Source organism: Ochrobactrum sp. BTU2, assembly GCF_024539785.1.
Lineage (GTDB): Bacteria > Pseudomonadota > Alphaproteobacteria > Rhizobiales > Rhizobiaceae > Brucella > Brucella anthropi.
On record NZ_JAHWRG010000032.1, the window covers coordinates 1 to 18,358 of the forward strand.

Below are 18,358 nucleotides of genomic sequence, written 5' to 3' on the forward strand. Positions count from 1 at the left end.
GGGGTGGAGCAGCCCGGTAGCTCGTCAGGCTCATAACCTGAAGGCCGCAGGTTCAAATCCTGCCCCCGCAACCATCTCAAATTGCGATACCAAATCGCGCACATCAGCCGCCCTGACCGGGCGGCTTTTTTGCGTCCGCAAGTTCTGATGGTTGCGCCCTCCCGCAACCATCTCAGCTTGGGAACCGGCCAAGTTCTGGCCAATGCCGGTCCCCGCAACCATCTCAACTTGCGATCGGCCCGCCCCTGCGGCGGGCCTTTTGCCTTTGAGCGAAATCGCAAGAATGCCAGCCAGTTCGCCGCGCACGTCGATCTTCAGTTCATCGTCTTCCGGAGTCAGGATGATCTCTCGGACGAGGGAGCGGATGAGGTCGGCGGCAGTCATCCGCTTGGCCTCACAATCCTCCTGAAGCGCCGCGTATAGCTCGTCGACCTGAACGTGGTAGTGGTGAGCCATGTTCGGATGCAGGAGGGGCGGTGGCTCCTCCGCCTCTTGCAGGAACGCTTTCAGCTCTTTCTGGCGAGCCTCAAGATCCTTCATTTGCTTCATCATGCGGGTGGGCGCGTCGTCGTCACTGGAAGCCATGATGAGCTTCATCAGCTTGTCCAGTTCGCGGTCGATCCGTGTGACCTCAGCCTCGGCTTGATCGATCGACGCCCGCCCTTCCATGCGCAGCCGATTCATCTCGTGGGTGAACTCGTCACAGAATTCCTTGAACAGCGCGGGTTCCATAAGGTGATGCCGCAGCGCGTTGAGAACGCGTGCCTCAAGCTGATCGCGCCTAATGTTCTTGCGATTGTCGCAGGTGCCCTTGTTGCGTGCCGTTGAGCAGCCGACCAGATCGGCTGAGATCATCGAGTAGCCACCGCCACAGCAACCGCATTTGGTCAGGCTCGAGAAGAGGTATTTGGGACGCCGGCGCTCGCGGAAATGGTTCTCGGTCTCGTTATCGTCGTTCCGGTTTTGCTTGACGGTCTTCTGGCGCTCCTTCACGGCCTGCCAGAGATCCTCGTCGAGAACACGCAACTCCGGCACGTCCTGGGTGATCCACTCCGCCTCGGGGTTCATCCGCGCCTGGCGTTTACCCGTGTCTGGGTCCTTGATGAACCGTTGGCGGTTCCAGATCAGTTTGCCGACATACATCTCATTGTTGAGAATGCCGTTGCCCCTTTTTGGATTGCCATTGATTGTACTGAAGCCCCAATCGCCGCCGCCCGGCGCGGATATAGCATCCTTGTTCAGTTCGAAGGCGATCCGCTTGGCGGATTTTCCGGCGGCATAGTCGCGGAAGATCCGGCGGATGACATCAGCCTGAAACTCATTGATGGTCCGGTCACCGCGGACCGGCTCACCGTTTCCGTCGAACTTCTTTACCACATCATAACCATACGCGTTTCCGCCACCCGACTTGCCTAACTCGACCCTGCCACGCTGTCCCCGGCGGGTCTTATCGGCCAGGTCCTTCAGGAACAGGGCGTTCATCGTGCCTTTGAGGCCGACATGCAGATGGGTGACCTCGCCCTCCGAAAGAGTGACGATCTTCACATCCGAATACGCCATGCGTTTGAAGAGGCCGGCGATATCCTCCTGATCGCGTGAGAGGCGGTCCATGGCCTCGGCCAGCACGTAGCGGAAACGGCCACGGGTCGCGTCAGAGATTAGTGCCTGGATACCGGGACGGAGGAGAGAGGCGCCGGAGATTGCGTGGTCGGTGTATTCCTCGACCACCTGCCACCCTTGCTTCTCGGCATGGAGACGGCAGATGCGAAGCTGGTCGGCGATAGAAGCGTCGCGCTGATTGTCGGATGAATAGCGGGCGTAGATCGCGACCTTCAAAACGCACTCTCCTGTCGTATCAGGAGCGGGTTGTCCCGCGTTCCCGCGTCTGCTCCTCGAACGCTTCCCGCGCGGCACGACGGGCGAGCAGACGAACCAACTCGACCAGACGCGGGTCCGGACCGTCGCCACGGCGCAAGAGCGTCAATTCCGGCTCGTTGAGCCGAAGCGCACTCCTTTGCTTTGGGCGGTTGCCAGAATTCATCGCTGAGCCATTCGAAGCCGATTGCAAGTAGATCGGCTTTAAGATTGGCGCGAACGGAAGTATAAGCAACTGCAATCACGGGCGAATATTCGGCGACATTCGGCGCAGAGTCGTCGGTGCAAGCGAAATCTGGCGTAGCGAAGTGCGTTATGGAAGACGGAAAATACTGACCTTGCTCCGGTCTGCCGAGATTTTCTAAAACCAGTTCTGCCACCCTGTCCTCGCTTGTCTGCGCCACAAATCTGGACTATATATCCAGACATAGCATGGAGGATAGCCATGGGCAATGCCGCACAGAAAAGAGCTACGCAGAATTATCGAACACGCCTGACGCAGCGAGGGCTCACGCGTTTCGAGATCATGGCGCTTGAATCCGACCGCGAACTCATCCGCACCCTTGCGCGTCGTCTCGCTGAAGAAGGTCCAGAAGCGGAAGACGTCCGTGCGGCTGTCAAGACAGCCGTCGGCGGCAAGCCGCCTAAGCCCGGAAATATCCTAACCGCTCTGCGGCGATCGCCGCTTGTCGGCGCCGAACTCGACCTTTCCCGTCCCCGTGAAGAGGGGCGCAAGGTCGATCTGTGACGCGTTATCTTCTCGACACCAACATCATCAGCAATATCGTAAAGCCAAAGCCGTCGGAGTCGCTGCTGGACTGGATGGGCGAGCAGCGCGACGAGAACCTGTTTATTGCCTCGCTGACGATCGCCGAAATCCGGCGTGGCATTCTGGAAAAGCCGCGAGGCAAGAAGCGTGACAGCCTCGACGCTTGGTTCGCGGGCTCAGAGGGGCCGCAGGCACTGTTTGCGGATCGTATCCTGTCCTTCGACGATAAAGCCGGTCTGCTCTGGGCGCGGCTCATGGCGGAGGGCAAGATGGCTGGGCGCCCTCGCAGCGGTCTCGATATGATCATTGCGGCCGTCGCAGGCGCAAATGACTGTGTTGTGGTGACGGACAACGAAAAAGACTTCGTGGGGCTCCAGATCATAAATCCGCTGCGCCGCGGCTTGGAGGGGGGGGGAATAGAACAATGACGGCTGCGCCGCCTGTACCTATCGAGTATCAGCTCATTGGTTTGACGGAAGACGGCAACGCCGGCGATCTTCTGCTTGGGCTCGACCAGAAGCAGGGGCGCGTTCGTCTCCAGGCTCTGATCTCCGAATGGTTGCGGATGGAAAACCTCGTCGTTCTGACGGGGTCCGGCACGTCGGTTTCGGCGGGCGGCAAGACGATGGCGAACCTCGAAACTGCCGTCTTTGCGACCATTGAGGCTCTATCCGATGTGCCGGCCTCTATTGGTCCTATCATCAAGGCGCGGCAGGATGCCGTTTCGCTGGCCGATCTTCTGGACGAGCCGACGTTGGGGTTCGAGGCCTGGCTGTCCTTTGTCGCTAATGCACTTGTGGTTGGACAGTCAAAGGACGCGCCGTTCTCCGGCGTCTCATGGCCGGGCACACCAGCACCGAGCCTGGACGATCTCAAGTGGTTCGTCGATCGTCTGCGTATGTCGATTTTCGCCGAGTGTGCGCTGTCCTTGCCTGATACGGCCAAGGCGAAGTCCGCAAGTCAGATCGCTCCGCAGCTAGCGTTTCTCTCCAAGCTCGTGGCGCGCGACAGCAACCTCGGCCGAACCCACCTTTTCACGTTGAACTACGATACCCTCTTCGAGCAGGCCCTCGAACTTCTCGGTATCCAGTACTTCGATGGATTCACCGGCCGTGCCGCTGCCCGCTTCGATCCCTCGGTTTACGGGCTCGATATCTATTATCCGGGCGAGGTTGCCGAAGGTCGCGTAAGACGCTTCGACAAGTTCCTGCACTTCTACAAGCTGCATGGCTCCATTCACTGGTTTGAGCAGGACGGCGAGATGCGTGCGCGGCATCCTGATCTCGCTCCCTTCAAAACCTATGCGAGCCTCAAGCCGGACGAAAAGGGCGGCGCCCTCGTCGACTTGGCGGGTGGTACGCCATCGGTTGGAATTCTGCCAACCGCCAACAAGTTCGCGCAGACCCTGACGATGCCCTACGCGCATCTCTTCCGCTCCTTTCAGGTTCGTCTCGGTATTCCGCAGACCTTCCTGCTCGTTCTTGGCTACGGCTTCGGTGACGATCACGTCAGTCGCATTATTGAAAATGCGCTCATGAATCCGTCATTGGTGATGCTCGTAGTTGAGCCTAATCCAGCGAGCCCCGTCATCGAGCGGGTGCGCCGCTACAAGGACCTCGGCAAACGCGCTTTCGTGCTGACTCCAACCGACGCCGCCTTTGCTGTCGCCAAGTTCAGGCACGCCACCTTTGACGATTTCGCCCGCTCGGTAATGCCCGACGTGCAATGGCTGGACGACTTCTTGCGCCTGCGGCGGTTCGAGAAGCAGATTGCCTCCTCCACGACGGCGACCGAACCTGATCCGGTGGTGTAGGATGGATAATCCACGTCTCATCGGCCATATCGTTTCAGTTCAGGGCTTCCGGGTGAAGGTGGAATTGCTGCCCGAGACCCGATCGGCGCTGCGGGCGACCCTCGATGGAGTTCAGGCAGCGATCGCCATCAATGCCTATCTTACCTTCTCGCTTGGTGCGGGCGAAACCGTCATCGGCATCATCACCGATCTCGAGGCGCGGGAAAGCTTCGACCCTTCCAGCGGAGATGATCTCAGTCTGGAACTCATGAAGCCACGCCGGATTGCCAGTGTGCAGTTGTTGGGCACCATCGAGCACGCCGATGATGAGCCATCTTTCAGTCCAGGCATATCCGTTCTGCCGACGCTGGACACGCCGGCAGAAATCGGATCGCCCGACATCCTGCGCGCGATATTCGAGATCCCACCCCGTCGCAACAGGCCGGAAGGCTACGATGCCAAAGATTTCGACTACGACCTCAAAATCGGTTTTCCGACCGGCCAGGCGCGCAACGTCGTGCGGGCGTCCTACAATGACCTGTTCTCCAGGCCGTTGGCGATCGTCGGAAACACGGGCTCAGGGAAATCCTTCTCAGTGTCGAGCCTTATCCAGAAGGCAATGAAGGCGCTGGATGGTGCTGCCCAGGAGCCGCACGTCTTCATTCTCGACATCAATGGTGAATACGCCAAAGCCTTTCCCGCCACTGTGGCTGAGACACGCCTACCGGATCGCATCTATCTCAATGGCAAGGAGTTCAGCCTCCCGCTCTGGTTCCTGAACGCGGAAGAGATCTGCGCATGGCTAAGCGCATCGGAGCAGACGCAGGAACCCGTGCTGAAGGACTGGTGGGCGATCGCGAAGGGCGGCAACGCTACGGCTGCCGCCAGCCTCGGTTCGCTGCAAAATGCAATGAGCGCGCTCGATCAGCTTCTCAGCGAACTGACGAAAGTGAAAAGGAAGTTCGCAGGTTCTTACTGCGACGCCATTGTGGGCCACCTCGCGGATGCCGACATCGACACCGCGGCCTTCGAAGCCCTTTTCAAGACTCATCGCAGTGTCGATCAGTACAACCAGGACGTAATGGGCAATCAGGCTGCGATCGCGGCCGAAGCCGAGAAACTCAAGGACGCTATCCGGATCAAGATTGTCGGCGGTAGCGATACGGCGGAGGCAGGCGCGCGCACCGCAGATTCGCCGATCCCGATCGCGCGTGCGACGCTGACAGATCCGTCTCTGATCAATCGCGCCGTCTCGAAGGAAGATACCTTCAGGGTGGACGCCCATTTGACGACGCTGAAGCTGCGGTTGAAGACGCGCCTCGACGACAAGCGGTGGCGCGCATTCCTGAACTACGAAGACGCTGACACCGCCATCACTAATCTATCCGCCTGGTTCTCTCGCTTTGGTTTGGGCGCCGCCACAGGTCCGAAGGTGTCCGTGCTCGACCTTTCGATGCTGAGCAACGAAGTGCTTCCCTATGCCTGCGCCGTCATCGGGCGCGTGCTGCTGGAAGCGCGGGAACGCTTGCCCGCGGCGTCACGCTACAAGCACCCATGGGTACTCGTGCTGGAAGAGGCGCACAATTACGCCCGACCAGCTCGTACGGACGAGGATCGCGGTCATCGTCTGGCCCGGCTGACCTATGAGCGAATCGCAAAGGAAGGGCGCAAGTTCGGACTGTCGCTCATCATCGCCAGCCAACGCCCGAGCGAGATCAGCCAGACAATCATCAGCCAGTGCGCCAATTTCATCAGCCACCGTCTGCAAAACCCGGACGACATCGACCATTTCCGCCGGATCATCCCGATGCAGGCGCGGCGTCTGCTCGACCAGGTGACGATATTGTCGTCAGGCGAGGCGATTGTTTTTGGAAGCGCATTCCATATACCGACGCGGGTCCAGTTCGATCGTCCGGAGCCCGGCCCATACAGCCAGACAGCAGCGCCGTACCACGAATGGTCGAAGGAAAAGACCCCATTTCCTCTGGGCACAATCATCGACGCCTGGGGAGCATAGAAAAAGCCAACTGCTTCGGTATTTGAGGCCTATGCGACGCGCTCCCCGGTCCTCTGGCGCATCGCCGCTAGCTGTCGAATCCCTCCTTCGGCGACCATCGCCTCGTCTCGAATTTTCGCGGGCGAAAAGGATCGCCCACCAAGGCCAGGCCGTCGCGGAACAGCGCGTAATTATAGTCAGAGCCGTCGGCACGCCGCCCCCGGCTGTCCTCGCTAATACTGAAACCAGCGGGATCAAAGCTGGGCAGGCCAAGTCGTTCGGGACGATCTTCACTACCGGCTCGGATGATTCCGGTGAGGCTATCGAGGAACGCCCTGCAGGCCGTCTCCTCCATGACGAACCAACCAACCGACTCGCCCAGCAAACCGCGAACGATAGTGTCTCGAATGGCAAGCCGTCGCCAATTCGGATCGTCCCAGAGCTCATCGTGCCACCAATAGGGACGTAGAGCCGGCCAGATCGAGAAAGCGTTGCCAAGATACCAGCGGCCGGCATAGGGAAATCGGACGAAGGTGACTGGTCCGGATTCCACGGGAAACTCGCCAGCCGTATTGATCCAGTCGATCCAATTGACGACAGGGCTTATACCCATCAGCAGGAAGTTCGACCGGTGTGTCGCCAGCGCCATTTGCGTCGTCACGCCGCGGGCAACAGGCGGCTCGCTCGCGGGCGGCGGAGCCTTTTTCCTTGGTTTCGTAATCCGCGTTTCGGCTACGCTCAGGAAGGCGCCAGACGTACCCGGCTTCGAGCCAAAGGCCACGCAATAGCCGTGGATGATGTGGCCGAAGGGCGACTCCACATTCACATAGGGTTTCACCTGCCTTGCATATTTACGCTTTGCTTGCGCGGCGACAGTCTTTGCCGTGGCGTTGGCAGCGAATGAACCGTGGGCTTCAGCCAGCACGACACCGTGGCCATCGACGTTCCCGCCATCGTAAAGAAAGTCGGCGTGGGGATCGAGCGCGCTGGACAGGCAGGCCGCATTCGCGCGCCAGACATATCCCAAGGCGTTCATATAGAGATCGGTTATCCCGGCTCCGCACCGTGCGGTGAACAGGGTCCGTTCGGTATCAGCCAGGTCCGCAAAGTCATCCGTGAGTTTGAACATCGACGTGTTCGAGATCAGGCATTCCAGTTGAGCGAGTGCGCTCTTCTGAAGGCCGGCCAGCAGTTGCGCTCGCGCCTGACGTGTCGTCGCCGTTCTGGCGACGGCCGCCGCCAGCGCGACGGGAGAGAACGTCAGGGTCGACGCGGCCTGAGGCGCTTCGAAATGGGGTGATACCGGGCTGGGAACATGTCTGTGCTTTGTATGGGTCGTCAGGCCGATCGTGACGTCGACATCCCACAATTCGGCAGTTGCACTCACAACGTTCATCCGTCCCCCCAAGCGCTGGTCCTAATTGCTACTCGCCTTAGCGGTAATGTCGAAGTCAGGAATCGAAAGGCCGACGATCAGGTTAATGAACGTCTTCGCTTCAGCAATCGCAGCCTCGGCCTCCTTTGCATTGCTGAACGTGCCTTGATGCACGACTGCGTTTCGGACGGCATTGATGTTCTCGGCGGACTTGATGAGTGTCTTCCCGATTTGACTCTTCGCGGGGTGAGCGAAATAGATGGGCACGAACAGGCGGGTGACCTTGCCGTGGAGGCCGTTCGCCCACCGCAGGAACTGGTCGATGATCGTTGCGTCGAATTCGGTTTGGCGAGCCCATTCGGTTCGGATGGCGTAGTTCGCAGCGATCTCGGCAGCGGTTGCGCAACGCACAATCGCTGCCGAAGGCTCATCCCTCAAATGAAGGCCAGACAGCTTGTTCCACTGCGATTGCAGCTTCTCGAGATCGGATCGTTCATTGTAGGGTTTCTTGGATGTCTTCCTGTGCGTTTCGTTTGTCGTTTTTGTCATAGTCCCCAGCCCCATTAAAAACGCGCCTCCAGCAATATCGTTTATGATAATTTCTTCTGCTGGGCCGATAAATACTGAAATGCAATGTATTCACAGTATAGCGACTTAACGTCCCTGTTTAGAAAGAAGAAATGGCAGCGACAGCTACGGCGAATGCCTGCTCTCTCTTTCGCTCTCGCGAGCCGCACACACGGGGCGAGCATCAGCTTGGCCGCAAGCGGATGGGGAAAGCCTTCCCCCTGGCCGGCGCCAAGGTCGCCGGCGCACCCCCTTCTGCGGGGAGACCCCGCAACGCCCCCTAATAGTGAGAGTGTGGATCGGGTTTCCATGACGGGTTGAGGGCTGGAGAAGAGGTCTCCGGCGCCCGTCATGGAGATTGGTTCCATGAATATGCAGGTTCTCGATGGCCGCCGTGACGCGAGTGGTGGCTACAAGGTGGATGTCAGCCGTGGCGAGCGCATCGGCCGGGTATCCTCGGAATGGTTCTCGCGTCCTGCGGATGAGCGATATCTCTCGCTCAATGAACTGATGGATTCCGTGCGCGGCCGCGCCGAGCGTAGCCGGACGCGCGTAGTGGAAAGCGCACTCATTCATGTAGAGGCGAGTCGTACAGACGCTGAACACCTCTCTCTGATCTTGCCGGGCTCAGACACGCCGGTCGCGCCGACGCACTGGAGCTTCGGTCAGCTCGCCAGCCAGGTCGGCGCTCCCGCCGCCTATCTGCGCCAACTCCCTGCGGCGCTTGCTGGCATCAACCTGCAATACGGTCTGACGTCCAACCGCGCCGAGCAGATCAAGACGCTCGAAACCGACGACGGCCGTGTCGAACTACGCGCCGTTACCGGCCCTGACTACGGACGCATCTACGACTATGAGCTGGTCGAGGCCGTGCAGCGGATCGCCGGCAACGGCACCGGGGATACCCGTTGGAAGGTGCCGGGCGTGCTCGACTGGTCGACCGGCATCTACAATCCGCGTGTTGACATCACCAAGGATACGACCACGCTCTACGCTTCCGATCGGGACGTCTTCCTCTTCCTCGTGGACGATCTCAACCCCATCGAAGCCGGGCGTCTGCCGGACGGTTCGCCCGACCTCTACTTCCGGGGCTTCTATGTCTGGAATTCGGAAGTTGGAGCCAAAACGCTCGGCATGGCCAGTTTCTATCTCCGGGCGGTCTGCCAAAATCGCAATCTGTGGGGCGTCGAGGATTTCGAGGAAATCACCATCCGACACTCCAAATATGCCGCGTCCCGTTTCGCGCACGAGGCGGCTCCCGCGCTGCTGAACTTCGCCAATTCCTCACCGGTGCCTTTCATCAACGGCATCAAGGCGGCCCGCGAGCGGATCGTGGCGAAGAGCGACGAGGACCGCACCGACTTCCTGCGCAAGCGAGGCTTCTCCAAGGCCGAGACCGGCAAGATCATCGACACGGTGCTCGCCGAAGAGGGCAGGCCGCCCGAGTCTATCTTCGACTTCGTGGCCGGCATCACCGCCGTTGCGCGCGACAAGCCGCATCAGGATGCGCGCCTCGACATGGAGGCTAAGGCCAAGAAGCTGCTCGACCGGGCAGCCTGATATCCTTCAAGCCGGGAATGCGGATTTCCGTATTTCCGGCTTTGCACATTTGTGCCTTTCCGTTTCGCCGGTTTCGTGGCGCTGCCCTCCTAGAGTGAGAGGGCGGCGCTTCGCTTCGTGACGGGTATTGGGTCGGGAGAAAGGCTCTCGGCGCCCGTCGCGGAGACCACCCCGATGGCTACTGCTGTTCAGAAAATCACCCTGTCGTCCTCGCGCGACATTCCTTTCAACAAGCTCGTCTTGAGCCAGTCGAACGTCCGCCGCATCAAGGCCGGCGTTTCGATCGAGGACCTGGCGACTTCGATCGCGCGTCGCGGCCTGATCCAGAGCCTTCACGTCCGGCCTGTCCTCGATGCGGACGGTCAGGAAATCGGTATGTTCGAAGTGCCTGCCGGAGGACGCCGCTATCAGGCCCTCGCAATCCTGGTGAAACAGAAGCGCCTCGCAAACACCGCGGCGGTCCCCTGCGTCGTCGGCGATGCCGCCAGCAACATCCTGATGGAGGAGATTTCGTTCGCCGAGAATGACGAGCGCGTGCCGCCCCATCCGCTCGACCAGTATCGCGCCTTCCAGACCATGCGCGACAAGGGCATGACCGAGGAAGACATCGCCGCCGCCTTCCTCATCGACGTCAACGTCGTCAAGCAGCGCCTGCGCCTGGCATCCGTTTCGCCGATGCTGCTCGACATCTACGCCGAAGACGGCATCGAGCTGAAGCAGCTCATGGCCTTCACCGTCTCCGAGGACCATGCTCGCCAGGAACAGGTCTGGGCGTCCATCAAGGACGGATGGCAGAAGGAGCCCTGGCAGATTCGCCATATGCTGACCGAGACGGCGGTACGCGCGGCCGACAAGCGCGCCGTGTTTGTCGGCATCGACGCCTACGAGGCGGCGGGCGGCTACGTCCTGCGAGACCTGTTCGAGAGCGATAACGGCGGATGGCTGCAAGATCCGATCCTGCTCGATCGCCTGGTCGGCGAAAAGCTGAAGACCGTCGCCGAGGAAATTGCCGGCGAAGGCTGGAAGTGGGTCGAGTTCGCCGTCAACTTCCCCTATGGGTACAATGACGGCTTGCGGGCGATTGTCGGTACGGCTGCCGATCTATCTGACGAAGAGCGTGCCGCCCGTGAGGCGCTTCGGGACGAATATGATCGTCTCGAGGCCGAATATGGGGAAGCCGACGAACTGCCGGACGAGATCGATGAGCGCCTTGGCGAGATCGAGCAGGCGCTCGACGCCTTCGAGCACCGTCCGGTGATCTACGATCCGGCGGAAATCGCCCGCGCCGGCGTCTTCGTCAGCATCGATCGTGATGGCGATCTGTTCTTAGATCGCGGTTATGTCCGCCCCGAGGACGAAGCTCCGCTTGCCGATGATGTTGAAGAGAGCAATATCGATCACGACACTCCGGCCGCGGCAATAGCGGCCGATCGCGCCATCCAGCGCGCCGTCATCACTATCGGCGGCCAGCCGGCCGAGCCGGAGGATGAAGACGAGCAAGACGTCATCAAGCCGCTGCCCGAACGGCTAGTGATCGAACTGACTGCACATCGCTCGCTAGCGCTCCGCGATGCGGTCGGTGCCAATCCGCATGTCGCGCTCACGGCCCTGTTGCACAAGTTGGTGCGCGACACGTTCCATCGAACCTCCACCAGTGGAGCGAGCATTCAAGCCTCGGTCAGTCATGTCTTCTTCCGTGAACAGGGCAAGGATCTCGCCGATGCTCCATATGCGAAGTCCGTCAACCAGCGGCATGAGGGATGGAAAGCGGATATTCCGGCCGACGATAACGCGCTTTGGGATTGGCTCGCTGCACTCGACGACGCCAGCCGCCAGGCGCTGCTCGCCCATTGCGTCGCCTACGGGATCAACGCGCTTTATGAGCGCCCGAACCCGATGAGCGCCTCCGGCATCTCGCAGGCAGCCCTCGATCGCCGCATGGCCGAGTCTCATCGGCTGGCGCGCGCCACTGGTCTCGACATGGTGAACGCTGGCTTCCGCCCCACGGTCGAGAACTATCTCGGCCGTGTCACCAAGCCTCGCATCCTCGCCGCCGTCCGCGAAGGCTCCGGCGACCGGGCGGCAGACCTGATCGCCCATCTGAAGAAGGGCGACATGGCGCGGGAAGCCGAGCGTTTGCTCACCGAAAGCGGCTGGTTGCCCGAGCCGCTGCGCCTGACCGATCTCGACGAGGCTGCGGTTGGGGACGCTCCGATGGGCGCATTGGCCGATGGAGGCGGCGTCGACGAAGCGCTTCCTGATTTCCTCGCGGGCGACGACGAGGGTGAGGCCGACACTGACGGCAATCATGGTGCGATGATCGCCGCCGAATAATCGTGATGCGGGGCCGGTATGATCGGCCCCGCAATTGCGCTGCTCTTCAGAAATGGCGTTCCGCTGTCCGGCGGAGCGCCTTTTCTTATTTTGCGTTCAAAATTCCGACCCACAATTCAAGGATGGAGCTGTATCAATGGCGAACAGCATTTCTTGAATTTCTTGCCGCTCTGGCAAAAGCAGCGGTCATTTGGTCCAGTGTTGCGAGCGAGATCGACGAAGACGGCGCCAAGGCTTTGCTGGACGTCTCGTCCGAGTGCTGCGAGATAGGTGCGGTCCATGGTGGACTGGTTTCCCACGGAATGCCGTTCGATGGTTCGCTGCAACGTGTCGGCAGCCCGTATCCAATCCGGAACGCTGGCAAACTGGCCGAGGCTCTTCTTGATGTTGATCAGCCGCTTTTGCCCAACGAAATCGTATGTGCGGGCACGGTCCGGGAGAAACAGGATTCTAGTCTCACCGTTTATCGGCGGGGTGATGTCGAGCAACGCCCCGTCCTTCTCCCAAACCGCATGATGTTCCGCCTCGATGAACACGCGCGGCCATTCCCAGATCAGCCAGCCGTAGACGAGCGATCCGCCGTCACGGTCCACCTTGGCCGCGACATTGTTGAAGCATTCTGACGGTTGCGCCTCATTATCGGGCTGGACTGCGATGTAGGACGGCTTGGCGTCGGCATTGATACCGGCGCAGAACGCCCGTACGGCCGGGCTTAGCTCCTTCGGCGACGTCGTATAGCTCTTCTTGAACAGGTCGGTGCTGATTGCGGGCACGCCGATCCCCCGGGTTCGGTGTTACGGCGATCAGTCACGACGCACGACGACGACATGTGACAGGCCCCGGTCGACGGCCTGCTCCTTCGCCCGCTCTATCACCTCGTTCAGAAGCATGTCGAAGGGACCGGAGCCTCCCCAGTCCTTTTCGTCGCTGATGTGAAAATAACCTTTGTCACTCGTCCCGGGAACGCCGTCCCTGTGAACGCGCACAACGATGTGACGTTCGTCCGGCATGTCGGGCGGCGCCCAGATGACTGTTACCATTTTTCGGCCTCCATAACCCATGCACTCCCGTCACCATAGCGTCATCGACAAGACGGGCCATATCTGCACCAAGAATCATCCTGTACAGGGATGATATCTCAACCAATGGCGGACAGTTCCGATTTATGATTTTCTCCTTCTTATTTCCTTCGGAATAGTAGTTTGAATATCCGGCGAAACAATATTCGTCGTTGCATTGGGAGGGCGCATGGAAATCGAAGGACAAACGATCCGGGCGATATGGGATGCGTTGCAAAGACCGGAACCGTCCGATCGCCCTTTTCCGGCTTCGTTGGCTACAAGGATTACTGAGACTGGATGGGCATCGACAGCCGATATCGAAGATTTGCTGCTTATGCTCGACCGCAGATTGGATCCGCCTGCGGTCATTGATATCGAAAAATTCGCCGCCGCGCTGGACCTGCCGTTCCGCGCTGTCTTCTCGCGCCCGAAACATCGTCTCGATGACGGTTTCGGTCACTCCATGCTTTCCGCGATCGATACCGCCGCCTTTTGCATCTTCATCGAACGGCTGGGTTTCCGGAGCGACCTGACGATCTTGTGCGCTCGGCTCATGGGGGCAATTCCGCCGGTTTCCCATCTGAACGAGGACGAGATCTCGGTTCTCTTCTATGAGCAGAACCGTCATCGCATGCCGCCTGTAACCCTCTCGGCGCCTCACCGGCCATGGCGGGGAATGCGCACGATGCGACACAAGACCGGATCGGGTTACCGACTGGAGTATGTAATTGATGACGATGGTGAGCCACTGTGGCTGAAGATCGTCGCCCCGAAATATCGCAAGCGGCCGGAAACACAATCCGTGACCTGCCCCGATTGCGGAATGCTCTACGTCAAGGGCCTGCGAACCGACGAACAGGCGCACCGGTCGTTCCACCGCAAGCGTTTTGCCATCATCGATCCGAAGCCGAACCGGCAATTCGCCGATGCGTTGTCCCGCGATCTCGACGCTTCCTGGGTGGATGCGTCGTCTCCGAAATGGAAACGCAAGGCGGTCTATGATCGGGCGTTGGAGTTCAAGCGCGAGCTCGGCTACGACTTCGTGCAATGGGAGATCGATCCCGATCACGATGGCGAAGCGGTCGGATTCCTGTTTTCCGACGACGCGGATCGGATTGTCGGAGCCTGCGCGTTTCGCCCCCAGCCGGCTGGACGCGGCGACCACCCCTGGCGGCTCGACTGGATATGGATGTGCCCCGATGCGCGGCGCCGGGGTCTGTTGGGGCGCCAGTGGGATCGCTTTCGTCAGAGGTTCGGTGTCTTCGACATCGAGCCGCCGATCTCGGAAGCGATGCAGGCGTTTTTACGCAAGCGAGGATGCGCCGGTCTGATCAGGTGATCGTTTCGAGGAATTCGGCCAGCAGTCTGTTGAACGCCTGCGCCTCCTCGCGATGGACGGCATGCCCTGTCCCGGCGAGCCGGATTGGCTTGCCCGTCCAGACGTTCCGGTAAGAGAGGCTGTCGACATAGTCCAGATTGACGACCGGATCGTCGGCGCCGTTGATGATCAGCAGGGGTATTGCCGTCGTTTCGGCCACCTTACGCTGGTCGCTGGTTTTGCCGGCCTGTGCGTCTTCCATCATATATTGCCGCGCCCGACCGTCGGTGCGCCAGATAGCGGCGAGGAATGTTTCATTGCCCTCGTCCTGTTTCCCGAGCGCCATCCTGGCGATCATCCCGACCTGTTCTTCGGTGATGACGAGGCTGCCGGTATAGGCCATGTCCGGGCTGGGCACGAAGCCGGCGATCAGTCCCTCGATGCTGTTCTCGATCGGCGGCGTACCGAAAATGATCGCGCCGGCAATCGACTTTTCGACACGCGCGAGCAGTTCCAGAGTGATATGGCCACCGAGCGAATGGCCGAGCAGCGCGTATCGTGTGACGCCGATCCCGGCCAACAATTCGGAAACGGCGTTCGCATAGCCGGTCATGCTGTAGCTTCGGCGTGGGTCTGTCGCGTCGGATGAGCCTCCGTGACCGGGCAGGTCGATGGCAATGGTTCGGTACGTGTTCCCGAAGGCGGTGATCTGGAGCGCAAAGCTCTCTTTGCAAATAGAGTTGGCGTGCAACATCACAAGCGCAAGCCCATCGGCGCGATTATCGTAAAAGGCTATTCTGCCGTCTGATGTGTCGAAAAACTGTTCTTCCATATGTTCTCTCGTGTCGCTTGTCGTTCACGTCGCCGTCCCGGATTTGACGGAGACGGTAGCCGCACATGTTCACGACGCGGGGGAACGGCGCAATGTGCAGATCTGCATGTAACGGCGGTTGTTGGAAAGGAAGAGGGCCGTGGGACGGGGCGAGTCCCGGCGGTCGAGAGAGAGCGCTGACGGGGCTTGTCCTGTTCCCGCTCTCACGAGGACTACTCCATGTACATCATGTTGCCCGCGGCCGATGCTTCTGCCGCACCGCTTCCGCTCGATCGCGAACCGGCCGCTCCGTCTGCCGCTATACTCGCCGCGGCCAATCTGCTGCTTCCCCATCTCGAACGCGGCCAACCAGTCGACACCGGCATGCTGCGTGTCGCCATGGAAACGACGTTCGGCGCCTCCGATGCGTCGGGTGTCTGGGACTGGAAGGAGGCTTACGAGGCCGGCGAGATAGCGACCGTCCTGTTCCTGCGCAAATACGGAAAGACGCTGTTCCGTAAAGCAGGACAGCCGGCTTTGCGTCTTTCAGCGCTCATTAAAATAGCCGCGCTTCTGCCGACCCATACACGCCGCTCGGAAGAATCTCAGGCGCTCCAGCAGTTCTCGACGCCTGTGCCTTTGGGGCTTGCGGCCCTGACGGCGGCGGCGATCACGCCGGACGATCGCGTACTGGAGCCTTCGGCCGGCACGGGCCTCCTCGCCATTCTGGCCGAAATCAGCGGCGGCACGCTTCTCCTCAATGAGTTGGCTGGAATCCGCGCCGATCTGCTCGCCTCGCTGTTTCCAGCCAACACCGTCACGCGCGTCGATGCGGCCCAGATCGACGATCATCTCGCACCGAAAGCCGTACCGTCCGTGGTGCTGATGAATCCGCCGTTCTCGGCGCTCGCGAACGTCTCAGGCCGTGTCGCCGACGCAGGCTTTCGCCATATCGCCTCGGCGCTGAACCGCCTCGCGCCGGGTGGGCGGCTGGTGACGATCACCGGCGCCAATGTCGGCCCGGATCTTGCCGACTGGCGTGACGCCTTCACGCGGTTGCAGGAGCGTGGCCGCATCGTCTTCACCTCCGCCGTCGCCGGCTCGGTCTATCGCAAACATGGCACGACTTTTCCGACGCGGCTCACCGTCATCGATAAGCTGCCCGCCGACGATCCGGCCGTCTTCCCGGCTGCGCCGGGGATCGCGCCCGATGTCGCCACGCTGCTGGGCTGGATCGAGGCTCAGGTGCCGCCGCGGTTGCCGGTCACGCTGCCGGAAACCACAGCATCACGCTCGGCGGCAACGCCACGATCCGTGCGCGGCTATCTCGCGCGCTCGGCTTCGTCGCGTCCGGCTGCTGCTGTGGCCGCCGATCCAGAAGGCATCGAGCTGGCCTATGAGACCGTGGACTGGACTGCGGCCGAAGGCGCGCATCTGACGGACGCCATTTACGAGGAATACGGATTGCAGTCGATCCGTATTCCCGGCTCGACGGCCCATCCGACCAAGCTGGTGCAGTCGGCAGCGATGGCGAGCATTGCGCCGCCGAAGCCGGCCTATCGGCCGACGCTGCCCGCGAACATTCTCGGCCTCCTGTCCGACGCGCAGTTGGAGACCGTCATCTATGCCGGCGAGGCGCATGGCGAATATCTCGCTGGATCGTGGACAGTGGACGAGACCTTCGATGTCATCCAGGCCGCGCCCGCCGACGCCAAGCGTGCCGTCCGCTTCCGCCGCGGCTTCATGCTCGGCGACGGGACCGGCGCGGGGAAGGGACGCCAATCGGCTGGCGTCATCCTTGACAACTGGCTGCGCGGCCGCCGCAAGGCTGTATGGATCAGTAAATCCGACAAGTTGATCGAAGACGCGCAGCGCGATTGGTCGGCTCTCGGCATGGAGCGCCTTCTGGTGACGCCGCTCTCGCGCTTCCCGCAGGGCGGGCCTATCACGCTCTCGGAAGGCGTCCTATTTACAACCTATGCCACGCTACGCTCCGACGACCGTGGCGAGAGGGTTTCGCGCGTCCGGCAGATCGTTGAATGGTTGGGCTCCGATTTCGATGGAGTGATCATTTTCGACGAAAGCCATGCGATGCAGAACGCCGGCGGCGGCAGGGGAGAACGAGGCGACGTTGCCGCCTCGCAACAGGGGCGCGCTGGCCTCCGGCTTCAGCACGCCCTGCCGGATGCGCGCGTCGTCTATGTCTCGGCGACCGGCGCCACCACCGTCCACAATCTCGCCTATGCCCAGCGGCTCGGCCTCTGGGGTGGCGAGGATTTCCCCTTCGCCACACGCGCCGAATTTGTGGAGGCCATCGAGGACGGCGGCGTCGCGGCCATGGAGGTCCTGGCTCGCGATCTGCGCTCGCTCGGCCTCTACACCGCCCGCTCGCTCTCTTACGACGGCGTGGAATACGAACTGGTCGAGCATCAGCTCACCGACGAGCAGCGCCGCATCTACGACGCCTATGCCGGGGCGTTCGCCATCATCCATAACCATCTCGACGCAGCGATGCAGGCCGCCAACATCACCGGCAGCGACGGCACGCTGAACAGGCAGGCCAAGTCGGCCGCCCGCTCGGCCTTCGAGTCGGCCAAGCAGCGCTTCTTCGGCCATCTGCTGACGTCGATGAAGACGCCGACCCTGATCCGCTCGCTCGAGCGCGACCTCGAGCACGGCCATGCCGCCGTGATCCAGATCGTCTCGACCGGTGAAGCGCTGATGGAACGGCGGCTTGCCGAGATCCCGACCGAGGAATGGAACGACGTCCGCGTGGACATCACGCCCCGCGAATATGTGTTATCCCGAGTTCGGGATAAGACATAATATGCCGCGTCGGCATTATGCAGAGCACGGCGGGTCAAGTCTTTGATCTGCTTTTTCATTTCCTTATCTCCACT

At 60.8% G+C, this 18,358-nt stretch carries 14 protein-coding genes and 1 pseudogene; 8 read left to right on the forward strand and 7 right to left on the reverse strand.

Features of this window, described 5'->3' with window-relative positions; genetic code table 11:
• Positions 1 to 30: 30 nt before the first annotated feature.
• Both KWJ32_RS26550 and KWJ32_RS26555 read right to left on the reverse strand, forming a co-directional pair.
• Complete coding sequence (locus KWJ32_RS26550) at positions 31 to 1,836, reverse strand: recombinase family protein (RefSeq protein ID WP_097143022.1); 1,806 nt, start codon at positions 1,834 to 1,836, stop codon at positions 31 to 33.
• 19 nt (positions 1,837 to 1,855) lie between these two features.
• Complete coding sequence (locus tag KWJ32_RS26555) at positions 1,856 to 2,041, reverse strand: hypothetical protein (RefSeq protein ID WP_097143017.1); 186 nt, start codon at positions 2,039 to 2,041, stop codon at positions 1,856 to 1,858.
• Between the two features lie 279 nt (positions 2,042 to 2,320).
• Here KWJ32_RS26555 and KWJ32_RS26560 point away from each other — a divergent pair, with 279 nt between their 5' ends.
• Genes KWJ32_RS26560 through KWJ32_RS26575 form a run of 4 tightly spaced genes read left to right on the forward strand, consistent with a single transcriptional unit; the run spans position 2,321 to position 6,453 of the window.
• A complete protein-coding gene (locus tag KWJ32_RS26560; protein WP_097143016.1) occupies positions 2,321 to 2,623 on the forward strand; it encodes a hypothetical protein in 303 nt (100 codons plus the stop codon).
• Positions 2,620 to 3,072: a PIN domain-containing protein gene (locus KWJ32_RS26565; protein ID WP_097143015.1), complete on the forward strand. Its 453-nt coding sequence runs from the start codon at positions 2,620 to 2,622 to the stop codon at positions 3,070 to 3,072. Before KWJ32_RS26560 ends, KWJ32_RS26565 begins: the two co-directional genes overlap by 4 nt.
• Positions 3,069 to 4,457 (forward strand): SIR2 family protein, encoded by a 1,389-nt coding sequence (locus KWJ32_RS26570; protein WP_097143014.1) that lies wholly within the window; start codon positions 3,069 to 3,071, stop codon positions 4,455 to 4,457. Before KWJ32_RS26565 ends, KWJ32_RS26570 begins: the two co-directional genes overlap by 4 nt.
• Before the next feature lies 1 nt (position 4,458).
• Positions 4,459 to 6,453: a DUF87 domain-containing protein gene (locus KWJ32_RS26575; RefSeq protein ID WP_097143013.1), complete on the forward strand. Its 1,995-nt coding sequence runs from the start codon at positions 4,459 to 4,461 to the stop codon at positions 6,451 to 6,453.
• A 67-nt stretch (positions 6,454 to 6,520) separates the two neighbouring features.
• Here the strand turns inward: KWJ32_RS26575 and KWJ32_RS26580 are convergent, their stop codons facing one another.
• Together KWJ32_RS26580 and KWJ32_RS26585 are read right to left on the reverse strand one after the other, a co-directional pair.
• Positions 6,521 to 7,828 (reverse strand): hypothetical protein, encoded by a 1,308-nt coding sequence (locus KWJ32_RS26580; protein WP_097143012.1) that lies wholly within the window; start codon positions 7,826 to 7,828, stop codon positions 6,521 to 6,523.
• Between the two features lie 21 nt (positions 7,829 to 7,849).
• Positions 7,850 to 8,356: a hypothetical protein gene (locus KWJ32_RS26585; protein WP_097143011.1), complete on the reverse strand. Its 507-nt coding sequence runs from the start codon at positions 8,354 to 8,356 to the stop codon at positions 7,850 to 7,852.
• Positions 8,357 to 8,740: 384 nt separating this feature from the next.
• Between KWJ32_RS26585 and KWJ32_RS26590 the strand changes: the two genes are divergently transcribed.
• A complete protein-coding gene (locus tag KWJ32_RS26590; RefSeq protein ID WP_097143021.1) occupies positions 8,741 to 9,934 on the forward strand; it encodes a DUF932 domain-containing protein in 1,194 nt (397 codons plus the stop codon).
• Between the two features lie 174 nt (positions 9,935 to 10,108).
• Complete coding sequence (locus tag KWJ32_RS26595; RefSeq protein ID WP_097143010.1) at positions 10,109 to 12,268, forward strand: ParB/RepB/Spo0J family partition protein; 2,160 nt, start codon at positions 10,109 to 10,111, stop codon at positions 12,266 to 12,268.
• Positions 12,269 to 12,384: 116 nt separating this feature from the next.
• Here the strand turns inward: KWJ32_RS26595 and KWJ32_RS28330 are convergent, their stop codons facing one another.
• Together KWJ32_RS28330 and KWJ32_RS26605 are read right to left on the reverse strand one after the other, a co-directional pair.
• Complete coding sequence (locus KWJ32_RS28330; RefSeq protein ID WP_097143009.1) at positions 12,385 to 13,041, reverse strand: SEC-C domain-containing protein; 657 nt, start codon at positions 13,039 to 13,041, stop codon at positions 12,385 to 12,387.
• Between the two features lie 30 nt (positions 13,042 to 13,071).
• Entirely contained in the window at positions 13,072 to 13,308 is a 237-nt protein-coding gene (locus KWJ32_RS26605; protein WP_097143008.1) for a hypothetical protein, read from the reverse strand.
• A gap of 208 nt (positions 13,309 to 13,516) precedes the next feature.
• On the opposite strand from KWJ32_RS26605, the gene KWJ32_RS26610 reads away from it, so the two are divergent.
• Positions 13,517 to 14,668 carry a C2H2-type zinc finger protein gene (locus KWJ32_RS26610; RefSeq protein ID WP_097143007.1) on the forward strand — a complete coding sequence of 384 codons (1,152 nt, stop codon included), beginning with the start codon at positions 13,517 to 13,519 and terminating at the stop codon, positions 14,666 to 14,668.
• Here KWJ32_RS26610 and KWJ32_RS26615 read toward each other — a convergent pair.
• The gene (locus KWJ32_RS26615; RefSeq protein ID WP_097143006.1) at positions 14,661 to 15,479 is read right to left on the reverse strand and encodes an alpha/beta hydrolase; all 819 of its coding nucleotides are present in this window, start codon (positions 15,477 to 15,479) and stop codon (positions 14,661 to 14,663) included. The genes KWJ32_RS26610 and KWJ32_RS26615 overlap by 8 nt on opposite strands.
• A gap of 219 nt (positions 15,480 to 15,698) precedes the next feature.
• Between KWJ32_RS26615 and KWJ32_RS26620 the strand changes: the two are divergent.
• Positions 15,699 to 18,260 (forward strand): annotated as a pseudogene (locus KWJ32_RS26620) (strawberry notch-like NTP hydrolase domain-containing protein); the annotation flags it as partial.
• Positions 18,261 to 18,358: the final 98 nt, after the last annotated feature.

Excerpts from the sequence above, each read along its gene's own strand:
- KWJ32_RS26570 (WP_097143014.1), top strand. The coding sequence starts at position 3,069 with ATGACGGCTGCGCCGCCTGTACCTATCGAGTATCAGCTCATTGGTTTG.
- KWJ32_RS26590 (WP_097143021.1), top strand. The coding sequence starts at position 8,741 with ATGAATATGCAGGTTCTCGATGGCCGCCGTGACGCGAGTGGTGGCTAC.
- KWJ32_RS26555 (WP_097143017.1), bottom strand. The coding sequence starts at position 2,041 with ATGAATTCTGGCAACCGCCCAAAGCAAAGGAGTGCGCTTCGGCTCAAC.
- KWJ32_RS26580 (WP_097143012.1), bottom strand. The coding sequence starts at position 7,828 with ATGAACGTTGTGAGTGCAACTGCCGAATTGTGGGATGTCGACGTCACG.
- KWJ32_RS26575 (WP_097143013.1), top strand. The coding sequence starts at position 4,459 with ATGGATAATCCACGTCTCATCGGCCATATCGTTTCAGTTCAGGGCTTC.
- KWJ32_RS26595 (WP_097143010.1), top strand. The coding sequence starts at position 10,109 with ATGGCTACTGCTGTTCAGAAAATCACCCTGTCGTCCTCGCGCGACATT.
- KWJ32_RS26585 (WP_097143011.1), bottom strand. The coding sequence starts at position 8,356 with ATGACAAAAACGACAAACGAAACGCACAGGAAGACATCCAAGAAACCC.
- KWJ32_RS26605 (WP_097143008.1), bottom strand. The coding sequence starts at position 13,308 with ATGGTAACAGTCATCTGGGCGCCGCCCGACATGCCGGACGAACGTCAC.
- KWJ32_RS26610 (WP_097143007.1), top strand. The coding sequence starts at position 13,517 with ATGGAAATCGAAGGACAAACGATCCGGGCGATATGGGATGCGTTGCAA.
- KWJ32_RS26560 (WP_097143016.1), top strand. The coding sequence starts at position 2,321 with ATGGGCAATGCCGCACAGAAAAGAGCTACGCAGAATTATCGAACACGC.
- KWJ32_RS26615 (WP_097143006.1), bottom strand. The coding sequence starts at position 15,479 with ATGGAAGAACAGTTTTTCGACACATCAGACGGCAGAATAGCCTTTTAC.